Source organism: Streptomyces sp. WAC04114 (assembly GCF_019733245.1).
Lineage (GTDB): Bacteria > Actinomycetota > Actinomycetes > Streptomycetales > Streptomycetaceae > Streptomyces > Streptomyces massasporeus_A.
In genome coordinates this window covers 1-10819 of the sequence record NZ_JAIGQA010000236.1, presented here as the reverse complement: position 1 = coordinate 10819, position 10819 = coordinate 1, and the positions used below count along the sequence as shown (strand labels likewise).

The 10819-nt window shown below is 70.6% G+C and carries 9 protein-coding genes; 2 read left to right on the top strand and 7 right to left on the bottom strand.

What is annotated here, in order from left to right:
- Positions 1 to 56: 56 nt before the first annotated feature.
- A complete protein-coding gene (locus K4G64_RS35855) occupies positions 57 to 242 on the bottom strand; it encodes a hypothetical protein (RefSeq protein WP_260461446.1) in 186 nt (61 codons plus the stop codon).
- A gap of 245 nt (positions 243 to 487) precedes the next feature.
- On the opposite strand from K4G64_RS35855, the gene K4G64_RS35850 reads away from it, so the two are divergent.
- The gene (locus K4G64_RS35850; RefSeq protein ID WP_260461445.1) at positions 488 to 1159 is read left to right on the top strand and encodes an SMI1/KNR4 family protein; all 672 of its coding nucleotides are present in this window, start codon (positions 488 to 490) and stop codon (positions 1157 to 1159) included.
- A gap of 59 nt (positions 1160 to 1218) precedes the next feature.
- Here K4G64_RS35850 and K4G64_RS35845 read toward each other — a convergent pair whose 3' ends face one another.
- The 5 genes from K4G64_RS35845 to K4G64_RS35825 form a co-directional block, all read right to left on the bottom strand.
- Positions 1219 to 1527, bottom strand: a complete 309-nt coding sequence (locus K4G64_RS35845) for a hypothetical protein (protein WP_260461444.1) — start codon at positions 1525 to 1527, stop codon at positions 1219 to 1221.
- Between the two features lie 214 nt (positions 1528 to 1741).
- Positions 1742 to 3100 carry a GH1 family beta-glucosidase gene (locus K4G64_RS35840; protein ID WP_221760072.1) on the bottom strand — a complete coding sequence of 453 codons (1359 nt, stop codon included), beginning with the start codon at positions 3098 to 3100 and terminating at the stop codon, positions 1742 to 1744.
- Between the two features lie 29 nt (positions 3101 to 3129).
- Positions 3130 to 3969, bottom strand: coding sequence for a carbohydrate ABC transporter permease (locus K4G64_RS35835; RefSeq protein WP_221760073.1), 840 nt, complete (start codon positions 3967 to 3969; stop codon positions 3130 to 3132).
- A gap of 11 nt (positions 3970 to 3980) precedes the next feature.
- On the bottom strand, positions 3981 to 4970 hold the full coding sequence (locus K4G64_RS35830) for a carbohydrate ABC transporter permease (protein WP_221760071.1): 990 nt from the start codon (positions 4968 to 4970) through the stop codon (positions 3981 to 3983).
- 5 nt (positions 4971 to 4975) lie between these two features.
- On the bottom strand, positions 4976 to 6292 hold the full coding sequence (locus K4G64_RS35825; RefSeq protein WP_221760070.1) for a sugar ABC transporter substrate-binding protein: 1317 nt from the start codon (positions 6290 to 6292) through the stop codon (positions 4976 to 4978).
- A 255-nt stretch (positions 6293 to 6547) separates the two neighbouring features.
- Here K4G64_RS35825 and K4G64_RS35820 point away from each other — a divergent pair, with 255 nt between their 5' ends.
- Positions 6548 to 8350, top strand: coding sequence for a coagulation factor 5/8 type domain-containing protein (locus tag K4G64_RS35820; protein WP_221760069.1), 1803 nt, complete (start codon positions 6548 to 6550; stop codon positions 8348 to 8350).
- A 109-nt stretch (positions 8351 to 8459) separates the two neighbouring features.
- Here the strand turns inward: K4G64_RS35820 and fusA are convergent, their stop codons facing one another.
- Positions 8460 to 10490 (bottom strand): elongation factor G, encoded by a 2031-nt coding sequence (fusA, locus tag K4G64_RS35815; RefSeq protein ID WP_221760068.1) that lies wholly within the window; start codon positions 10488 to 10490, stop codon positions 8460 to 8462.
- Positions 10491 to 10819 lie beyond the last annotated feature (329 nt).

Genomic DNA, 10819 nt, shown 5'->3' with positions numbered 1-10819 from the left:
TGCGGGAGGTCGACTGAGGACGTCCAGGGCGGGCCGGCCGCCCGCCCTGGACGTCCTCAGTCGACCTCCCGCACGCGTGCATCGGTCCGCTCGGCGATCTCGCGGACCCCCTTGGCGACGTTGTCCGAGAGCTCGCCGAGGACGGCGTCGACGGCGGTGAGGAGGGCGCCGGCCTCCTCAGGGCGGCCCGCGTCGGCCAGGGCGAGGGTGAGCCGGTAGTGCTCCTCGGCGGTGAAAGGCAAGACAGTGTGGGCGGTCGTGGGCACCGCGTCGAGTGGTCGCGGAGGCACCCTACGGCAGGCGCCCCACCGAGCTGCCGGTCTGCCGCCGAGCCCGTGAGCACGGGCCCCATGCGGGCGACAACGACTCACCGGACCGACGACCCACCGGACGCCTCGGACCGGTCGCACTCGGACTTCCGCTTCGTGCGGCCGAAGAGGTTCGTTCGGTTGCCGGAAAGCGGCATGTGACCCGTAGGGTCGCGGAGATGACGGACGATCAGCAGCAGGAGCAGGCCGTGGCGGGCGCTTGGGCGAGGATCGAGAAGTGGCTGGAGCAGCACGCTCCGCGCTCCTACCGGATGCTTCCCGTGCCTGCCCCGGAGGCCGACATCCGTGAGGTCGAGCAGGAACTCGACCTCACCGTCCCACCAGGCCTCAAGGCGCTCTATCGCCTCCGCAACGGCACGGGTCACCCCGGTGACTTCGGCTGGACATCCGAACCCGAAACCGGACTCCCCCCACAAGGACAGGAGACGGCCTGGCTGTTGCCGAGGAAGCACGGGATTCCTCCCGTGCAGCATCTGCCGTACTGGGATGAAGGCCCTCACACGATCGGTATGCCGGACGACCCCATGGTGCGCTACCTGGCATTCGCCGCGACCGACCGCAGCGGTCTGTACGGGCTGTTCACGGACTGCACGCCAGGGCCGGGGTACGGACGGATCGGCACCTTCGAAGAGGCCGGCATTCCCAAGTTGGGCGTCTGGCCGTCGTTTGCCGACTACCTCATCGAAGTCGCGGACGCCCTGTACGGGAACCGGGGTGTGGAGTACGCCGACGGACACCGGGACACGAAGGTGCCCGGTCTCGTCGATCAGGCGCTGGTGTGGGACGGGCCGGCACATCCGCGGGATCCGGACTGGACGCGCTTCGCGTAGCACCGTGGCCGGAGCATCACAGGGTGCTCCGGCCACAGGCTTGGTCAGTCAGGGGTCAGTCAGCCGACCTTCTTCCACGCGCAGACGGTGTCGGCGTTCTTGCAGTGCTCGAACCCGGGATCGCTGATGAAGGACCCGTCCTTGTCGAGCAGCCGCAGCTGGGGAACGAACTTGATGCCGAGGTCGCGGAAGGCGCCGGTGTTCTGATCCGTGGGAACGGAGGCACGGCCACACTTCTCGTTCCACTTCGGGCCGGTGTGGCCGTCGCGGTTCTCGGCAAGCAGTCCCCACGTGCCGCCGGTCAAGGGCTTGGTGTAGAGCTGTGCGCACTCCTTACCGGAAGCGACCTGGTTCGGGCCCTTCGGCATGCCGCCGCTCTGGTACGTACTCGCGGGCGCGCTCCCCCACGCCCGGCCCCATCGCTGCGGACGTCAACGGCCGGCGGACATCATTGCCCCGGGCCGGCGCCGGCGGCCGTTCCGGCGCCCTGCCGAAAGCCAAGCTGCGCGAACCTCGTCGCCGGACCCGACCATGGGCCGCCGGAACCCCCGGCAGGAGCCCCGGCGCCCGGTCGGTCGCCTCTCAGGCAGCCCTGCGCGCCCGGCTCCTATGGGCCCGAACGACCTCCGCGTACCGCCGCCCCGCTCCCTTGATCGTCCGCTTCTGCGTCGCGTAATCCACGTGCACCAGCCCGAACCGCTTCTCGTACCCGTACGCCCACTCGAAGTTGTCCAGCAGCGACCAGGCGAAGTAGCCGGCCAGCGGGGCGCCGCGGCGGGCCGCGGAGGCGCAGGCGGCGAGGTGGCCCAGCAGGTACTCCTGTCGCTCGGGGTCGTCGACCGTGCCGTCGGGGCGGACGACGTCGGGGTAGGCCGAGCCGTTCTCCGTGACGTACAGCCGGCCGGCCCCGTAGTCCTGCGTGAGCCGCAGCAGCAGGTCCTCGATGCCGCTCGCGTCGATCTCCCAGTCCATGCCGGTGCGCGGGACGCCGTCACGGCGTACGGCCCGGGCGTACGGTGCGGGGCCTTCGGGGTCGTCGGCGACGGTCTGCGGGAAGTAGTAGTTCAGGCCCAGCCAGTCCAGCGGGGCGGCGATGGCCGCCGAGTCGCCGGGTCGTTCCGGGAGTTCGACGCCGTAGAGCTCACGCATGTCCGACGGGAAGCCCCTGCCGTGCACCGGGTCGAGCCACCAGCGGTTGGTGTGGCCGTCCATGCGGCGGGCGGCGGCGAGATCCTCGGGGCGGTCGGTGGCGGGGTGGATGGTGGAGAGGTTGTTGACGATGCCGACCTGCGCTCCCGGGGCCGCCGCGCGGATGGCCCGGGCCGCCAGCCCGTGGCCGAGCAGCAGGTGGTAGGAGGCGCGCACGGCCGCCGTGAGGTCGGTCAGGCCGGGGGCCATCTTGCCCTCCAGGTGACCGATCCACGCCGAGCACAGGGGCTCGTTGAGGGTGGCCCAGTGGCAGACGCGGTCGCCCAGGCGCCCGGCGACGGCCGAGGCGTACTCGGCGAAGGCCGACGCGGTGTCGCGCTCGGGCCAGCCGCCCCGGTCCTGGAGCGTCTGCGGCAGGTCCCAGTGGTAGAGGGTGACGGACGGGGTGATGCCGGCCTCCAGCAGACCGTCGATCAACTGGTCGTAGAAGGCGAGGCCCTTGGTGTTGACGGGGCCGTCGCCGCCCGGCACGACGCGCGGCCAGGCGATGGACAGGCGGTAGGCGTTCACGCCCAGCCGGCGCATCAGGGCGATGTCCTCGCGCCAGCGGTGGTAGTGGTCGCAGGCGACATCGCCGTGGTCGCCGCCGGCAGTCTTCCCGGGAGTGTGCGAGAACGTGTCCCAGATCGACGGCGAGCGGCCGTCCTCCGCCACGGCTCCCTCGATCTGGTACGCCGAGGTGGCCGTGCCCCACAGGAAGTCGTGCGGGAGTGCGGCGAGGTCGATGGTCACGTAAGTCCCTTCGGATACGGGCGAGTCGGTCACTTGACGGCTCCCGCCGTCAGGCCGGCCACCAGATAGCGCTGGAGCAGCAGGAAGCCCGCGACCACGGGCACGCTGACGACCAGCGAGGCGGCCATGATCTGGTTCCAGTACACGTCGTTGAGGGTCGAGTAGCCCTGGAGGCCGACGGCGAGGGTGCGGGTGGTGTCGTTGGTCATCACCGAGGCGAACAACACCTCGCCCCAAGCGGTCATGAAGGCGTACACGGCGACCGCGATGATGCCGGGCACGGCCGCCGGGACGACGACCCGGAACAGTGCGCCGAGCGGACCGCAGCCGTCGACCAGGGCCGCCTCGTCGAGTTCGCGCGGCACCGAGTCGAAGTATCCGATCAGCATCCAGATCGAGAACGGCAGGGAGAAGGTGAGATAGGTGAGGATCAGGCCGCCGCGCGAGCCGAACAGGGCGATGCCCGTCGCGTTGCCGATGTTGACGTAGATCAGGAACAGCGGCAGCAGGAAGAGGATGCCCGGGAACATCTGCGTGGACAGGACGGTGACGGTGAAGACGCGTTTGCCGCGGAAGTCGTAGCGGCTGACGGCGTAGGCCGAGAAGACGGCGATGACCACCGAGCAGACCGTCGCCGCTCCGGCCACGACGAGGGAGTTGACGAAGTAGCGGGCCAGCGGGACCGTCGACCAGATGTCGATGTACGGGCGGATCGTCAGCTCGCTCGGCAGCCAGCGGAACCTTCCGGTGACGTCGGCCAGGGGCTTCAGCGAGCTGGAGACCATGACGTAGACCGGGATCAGCACGAAGCCCGTCAGCAGTGTCAGGAAGATGCGCCGGGACCACAGGAACGAGCGGGGCGGGGCCATGGGGGACGTGGTCATGAGGCCTTTCTCCGTCCGCGCGAGGTGAGCGCCAGGTATCCGCCCGTGACCAGCAGCAGGAACAGCAGCAGCAGGACGGACATCGCGGAGCCGGTGCCGAAGTTCCAGGTGACGAACGACGCCTGGTAGATGTGCACGGAGATGAGGTCGGCGGCCTCCGGCGCGGTCCGGCCGAACAGCACGAAGGGCGTGTTGAAGTCGTTGAACGTCCAGAGGAAGAGGACGAGCACCAGCACCTGGTTGACCGGGCGCAGGGACGGCAGGGTGATCCGGCGGATCTGCTGCCAGACGCCGGCCCCGTCCAGGGCGGCCGCCTCGTACAGCTCGCCCGGGATGTTCTGCAGGCCCGCCATGACGATGAGGAAGGCGAACGGCCAGCCCTTCCACACCGACACCGTCAGCAGCGCGATGAAGCTGTTGTCGCCGATGAGCCAGAAGGACGGCTTGTCGGTGAGGCCCAGCTGGTCGTGCAGGACGTGGTTCACCAGGCCGTTGTCGTGCTGGAACATGAAGACCCAGGTGATGACGGCCGCGTAGACCGGCAGCGCGTACGGCACCAGGAAGAGCGCCCGGAGCAGGCCGCGGCCCCGGAAGGAGTCCTGCATGAAGACCGCCGCGGCCGTGCCGATCAGCCAGCACAGGCCCACCGACAGCACGGTGAAGGCGATCGTGACGAGGAACGAGTGCAGCAGGGCCTCGCCGACGGGAGCGTCGAAGTCCACCGACACCTTGTAGTTGTCGAGGGCGGACCAGGGGGCGGTGCCCCAGTCGCGGATGTAGAACTGCGTGAGCTCCTTGAGGCTCATGACGATGCCGATCACCATCGGCACCAGGTGGACGAGGAGTTCGAGGAGCAGGGCGGGCAGGAGCAGCAGGTAGGGCAGGCCCACGCGGTGGAGCCGCCCGGTGCGGCGGCGGGGGCCGCGCGTCGCGCCGGGCGGGCTTTTGCGGACCGCCGGCCTCTCGGCCTGGGCAGTGGTCGTCATGTCGCTCAGGCCGCCGGCATCTGCTGCTGGGCCTTCTCCAGGGCCGCCTTCACCGAGCCGGTGGTGACCGGTCGCCCTGCGGCCGCGTCGGCGAACAGGCCCTTGATGGCGGTGCCGACCACCGTCTCGAACTGGGACTCGTCGGCGACCTGCGGCAGTGCCACGGCGCTCTTCGCCAGGGTGTCCTTGAGGACGCTGTTGGCCGGGGTGGCGAAGGCCGGGTCCGCCTGGGCCGACTTGACGGGCGGGATCGTGCTGTAGGCCTTGTTGAGGATCTTCTGCTCGGCGTCGCTCGTCATGAACTTCACGAACTCGGCGGCGCCGTCGGTGTTGTCGGTGTTCTTGAAGACGGCCAGGTTGATGCCGGCGACCATCGAGTTGACCTGCTTGCCGGTACCGGGAGTGCCGGACTGCACGGGCACGGGGGCGATGCCGTAGTCGTCCTTGCTCATGCCCTGCGACTCGAGGTTGGCGGACGCGGACTGCCACAGCAGCATCGCCGTCTTGCCCTTGGCGAAGTCGCTGACGGACTGGTTCTGCGCGTACTCGGCGTTGCCCGGCGCGATGACCTTGTCCTTGGCCATCAGATCGACGTACTGCTTGACCGCGGCGACCGTCGCGTCCCCGGTGAAGTCGGCCTTGCCGTCGGCGGTGAAGAAGTCGGCGCCGTGCTGCTTGGCGAAGACGAAGGCGTGGTGGATGTTCTCCGACGGGTTCGAACCCTCCATGCCCAGGACCCACTTGCCGTCCTTGGACAGCTTCTTCCCGTCGGCGACGAGCTCGTCCCAGGTGGCCGGCGGCTCGGAGATGCCCGCGTCGGCGAACAGCCTCTTGTTGTAGTAGAGCGCGTACGACATCGAGTACAGCGGCACCGCCGCCGGGTCCTTGCCCTCCGCGCCCGTGGAGCCGAGTGCCGAGTCCACGAACCGGTCCCGGCCGCCGATCTTGTCGAAGTTCTTCGCGTCCCACGGCAGCAGCGCGCCCGTGGCCTGGAGGGAGGCACTCCAGGTGTTGCCTATGTTCAGCACGTCCGGGCCCTGGCCGGAGGTGGTGGCGGTGAGGATGCGGTTCAGCAGGTCCGACCAGGGGACGACCTCCAGCTTCACCTTGATGCCGGTCTGCTTCTCGAACTTGTCGAGTTCGGGCTGGAGGACCTTCTTGTCGACCTCGACGCTGGCGCCCTGGTTGGACGCCCAGTAGGTGAGCGTCTTCGGCGAATCGTTGGATCCGCCGCCGGTGGCGGAGCCGCCTCCGCAGGCCGTGGCCGCGAGGGCGAGTGACAGTGTGACGGCGCCTGCCGCCGCGGCTCGGATGCTGCGCATGGCTGCTCCTGGCTCTCTTCCGGGAGTACGGCTCCCTTCCGCCGGGGCGACAGCCGGGGCGAGAGGGAAGCCGTCATGGCTTAATTTAGGACGTGAGTTAATCCTCGGAAGGCAGTCCCGTCAAGGCTTTGGACACGCTCGTGGAAGTCTTGCCGCACCCCTTGACGCATCTGTTCCACGGATGAACCATTCAGCGGCGAGAGAGCGCTCCCCGCACCCCACTCCGTTCACTTCCTGAACCAGGAGAGCCGCCCCATGCACCCTGACTCCCCGTCATCCCGCCTGCCCGCGCCCGGCCGCAGGGCCGTCCTCGGCGCCGCCGCGGCCGCGTCCGCGCTCACGGCGCTGCCCGGCACGGCCTCGGCCGCCCCCGACGCACGGAGGACGCCCGTGCGCAGGAAGCCGCGCGCCCTGCCCGGCGGTGGCGACCTCGGCCCGAACGTGCTGGTCTTCGACCCGGCCACACCGAACATCCAGGGCAGACTCGACGAGATCTTCCGGCAGCAAGAGTCGGCCCAGTTCGGCACCGGCCGCTACCAGCTGCTGTTCAAGCCCGGCACCTACCACGGCCTCAACGCGCAGATCGGCTTCTACACCTCGATCTCCGGTCTCGGCCTCTCCCCCGACGACACCACCATCAACGGCGACATCACGGTCGACGCGGGCTGGTTCAACGGCAACGCCACGCAGAACTTCTGGCGTTCGGCGGAGAACCTCGCGGTCGTCCCCGTGAACGGCACCAACCGCTGGGCGGTCTCGCAGGCGGCCCCGTTCCGCCGGATGCACATCCGCGGCAACCTCAACCTCGCCCCGACCGGCTACGGCTGGTCCAGCGGCGGCTACATCGCCGACAGCCGGATCGACGGCCAGGTGCAGCCGTACTCCCAGCAGCAGTGGTACACCCGGGACAGCGCGATCGGCGGCTGGCTCAACGGCGTGTGGAACATGGTGTTCTCCGGTGTCGAGGGCGCCCCCGCGCAGGGCTTCCCGAACCCGCCGTACACCACGCTGGCCACGACGCCGGTCTCCCGCGAGAAGCCGTTCCTGTACCTCAGCGGCGGCGAGTACCGGGTCTTCCTGCCGGAGAAGCGGACCAATGCCCGGGGTGTCACCTGGGGCAACGGTACCCCACGGGGCACCTCGCTGCCCCTGTCGCGCTTCTACGTCGCCAAGCCCGGCGTATCGGCCGCCACGCTCAACCAGGCCCTCGCCGAGGGACTCCACCTGCTGCTGACGCCGGGGATCTACCACCTCGACCAGCCGGTGCGCGTCGACCGCGCCGGCACCGTGGTGCTGGGGCTGGGATACGCCACGCTCATCCCCGACAACGGCGTCACCGCGCTGAAGGTCGCCGACGTCGACGGTGTGCGCCTGGCCGGGTTCCTCGTCGACGCCGGGCCGGTCAACTCCGCGACTCTGCTGGAGATCGGCCCACAGGGCGCCTCCCGCGACCACTCCGCCAACCCGACGACCGTCCAGGACGTGTTCGTCCGCATCGGCGGGGCGGGCCCGGGCAAGGCCACCACCAGCATGGTCGTCAACAGTCGGCACACCATCGTCGACCACACCTGGGTCTGGCGCGCCGACCACGGCGAGGGCGTCGGCTGGGAGACCAACCGCGCGGACTACGGCGTCGTCGTCAACGGCCACGACGTGCTCGCGACCGGGCTGTTCGTGGAGCACTTCAACAAGTACGACGTGCAGTGGTTCGGCGAGCGCGGCCGCACGATCTTCTACCAGAACGAGAAGGCGTACGACGCCCCGAACCAGGCCGCGATCCAGAACGGCTCCATCAAGGGCTACGCCGCCTACCGGGTCGGGGACGCCGTCACCACCCACGAGGGCTGGGGCCTGGGCAGCTACTGCTACTACAACGTCGACCCGGGCATCGTGCAGCACCACGGCTTCGCCGCGCCGAACCGACCCGGGGTGCGCTTCCACGACCTGCTCGTGGTCTCGCTGGGCGGCAACGGGCAGTACGAGCGGGTCATCAACGACACGGGATCGCCGACGTCGGGGACGTCCACGGTGCCGTCGACGGTGGTGTCGTACCCGTAGCTTCCTGGGTGGGGCGGACCGGCGGGCCCCTCCCTCCCGGTGAGGAAGGACGAGACGGACCCGGGGGCCCCTCCCTTCGGGCGAGGAAGGGAGGGGCCCGGCCCGTGCGCTACCGCACCGGCGCCGGGGCGTAGCCGGTGGGGCGGGCCGTGAAGGTGCCGCGGCCCTGCGTGCGGCTGCGCAACCGGGTCGCGTAGCCGAACAGTTCGGCCAGCGGCACGGCGGCGGTGACGATCGCCGCGCCCGCACGGGTGACCGAGCCGGTCACCCGGCCGCGCCGGGCGGCGAGGTCGCCGAGCACACCGCCGACCGCGTCCTCGGGCACGGTGACCGTGACCTCGACGACCGGCTCCAGCAGGACCATCACGCAGGCGCGCAGGGCCTCACGGAGACCGAGGCGGCCGGCCGTGCGGAACGCCGTGTCCGAGGAGTCCTTCACATGGGTCGCCCCGTCGGTGAGCGTGACGCGCAGGCCCGTCACCGGGTGCCCGCCGAGCGGCCCTTCGGCGAGGGCGTCCCGGCAGCCCGCCTCGACCGCCCGGACGTACTCCTGCGGCACCCGCCCGCCGACGACCGCCGAGCGGAACTCGAAGCCGCCCTCCTCATACGGCTCCACGTCGAGGACGACATGGGCGAACTGCCCCGCCCCACCGTCCTGTTTGACGTGACGGAAGACCAGACCGGACACGCCCCGGCCGACGGTCTCACGGTAACTGACCCGGGGGCGGCCAACGTTGACCTCCAGCCCCAGCTCGCGCCGGAGCTTCTCCACCGCCACCTCCAGGTGCAGTTCACCCATGCCGGACAGCACGGTCTGCCCGGTCTCCGGGTCGGTGCGCACGACCAGCGAGGGATCCTCCTCGGTGAGCCGGGCCAGCCCCGACGCGAGCCGGTCCGTGTCACCGGCGCGGCGGGACTCCACCGCGACCGACACGACCGGCTCGGGCACGCCGGGCGGCTCCAGCACGAGCGGGGCATCCGGTGCGCACAGGGTCGAGCCGGCCCGGGCGGACTTCAGCCCGACCACGGCGACGATGTCCCCGGCGACGGCACGGTCCAGTGGGGCGTGCCGGTCGGCCTGGACGCGCAGGATCCGCCCGATCCGCTCGGTGCGCCGCGCGGTCGCGTCCCACAGGGTGTCTCCCTTCTCGATCGTGCCCGAGTAGATCCGCAGATAGGTCAGCCGTCCTGTCGGGGTCGCCTGCACCTTGAAGGCCAGGGCGGCGGCCGGTGCCGCGGGGTCGGCGGGCCGCGCCTGCTCCTCGCCCTCGTGCGTGCCGCGGACCGGTGGCACGTCCAGGGGCGACGCCAGATAGGCCACGACCGCGTCGAGCAGTGGCTCGACACCGCGGTTGCGGTAGGCGGAGCCGCACAGCACGACCACGCCGTCACCGTCCCGGGTCAGCTCCCGCAACGCCGCGGCGAGGGTCCCCTCGGAGAGCGTGCCCATGTCGCAGAACTCCTCCAGCGCGCCCGGGTGCAGCTCCGCCACGGCCTCCTCCAGCGCCCGGCGGCGGGCGGCGGCTTCGTCCCGCAGGCCGTCCGGCACCGGCGTCTGCACGACGGAGCCGCCGTCGTCCCACAGCAGTGCGCGCATGCGCACCAGGTCGACGACGCCGGTGAAGGTGTCCTCCGTGCCGATCGGCAACTGCACTACCAGGGGCGCCGGGTGGAGCCGCTCGCGGATCGACGCCACGGCCGCGTCGAGGTCGGCCCCGGCGCGGTCCATCTTGTTGACGAAGGCGATCCTCGGTACGCCGTGCCGGTCGGCCTGCCGCCACACCGACTCGCTCTGCGGCTCCACCCCGGCGACCGCGTCGAACACGGCCACCGCCCCGTCGAGCACCCGCAGCGCACGCTCCACCTCGTCGGCGAAGTCGACGTGCCCGGGGGTGTCGATGAGGTTGATCCGGTGACCGTCCCAGGCGCAGCTCACCGCGGCGGCGAAGATGGTGATGCCGCGATCGCGCTCCTGCGGGTCGAAGTCGGTGACGGTGGTGCCGTCGTGGACCTCGCCGCGCTTGTGCGTGGTGCCGGTGGCGAACAGGATCCGTTCGGTGACGGTGGTCTTGCCGGCGTCGACGTGGGCGAGGATGCCGAGGTTGCGGACGACGGCGAGCGGGGTGAGGTGGGTGCGCACGGCCCAGGGCCTTTCGATGCGTTCAGAAAAGGGGCAGCGCGATTCCCGGGCGAAATGGGGTTGGGGCCACCGCACCCTGACGTCACGTCAAGGTCGTCGGAGTCGCCAGGCGTTCGTCCCGGTCAGCCGGTGCCGCCGCGCAGCGGACACCGGGGCGACGAAGACACGAGGATCACCTCGTGCTGCGGCAGGGAGACGGCAACAGCGGCGCGGTCACGCATGGCGGTCTCCCTTCGTTCGTCACATCGGCGCGGCGCCGGGATCGTGGGCGGCGCGCCGATGTGACGAACGAAGGGAGACCGCCATGCGTGACCGCGCCGCTGTTGCCG